Source organism: Paraburkholderia sp. J63 (assembly GCF_905220245.1).
In the GTDB taxonomy this organism is placed as follows: domain Bacteria; phylum Pseudomonadota; class Gammaproteobacteria; order Burkholderiales; family Burkholderiaceae; genus Paraburkholderia.
Map to the genome: position 1 here is coordinate 1 of NZ_CAJMZF010000232.1, position 244 is coordinate 244.

Sequence of the window (244 nt, forward strand, 5' to 3'; positions counted from 1 at the left end):
GCGCGCGGCGTTCAACGGCGGCAATGCGCAGTGGTACGGTCTCTCGCTGCTCGCGCACCGCAAGTTCAACGCACCGGTGGTGGGCCGCATGGGCGTGACCGCGCGCTACGACGTGCTCGCCGACGGCAAGAACGGCGGCGGCGGTGGCGGCGTTGCGCTCAATGGCAACGGCATGGACCCGTACAACGGCTTCGGCATTGGTTCGGAGTGCCTTGCAAATTCGCAGGCCAACGGCGGCTATGGA

The 244-nt window shown here is 67.6% G+C and carries 1 protein-coding gene; it reads left to right on the forward strand.

Annotated features, from left to right (window positions below; genetic code table 11):
* On the forward strand, positions 1–244 hold a 244-nt coding region (locus U5775_RS39320; RefSeq protein ID WP_322063485.1), incomplete at both ends, for a DUF3138 family protein.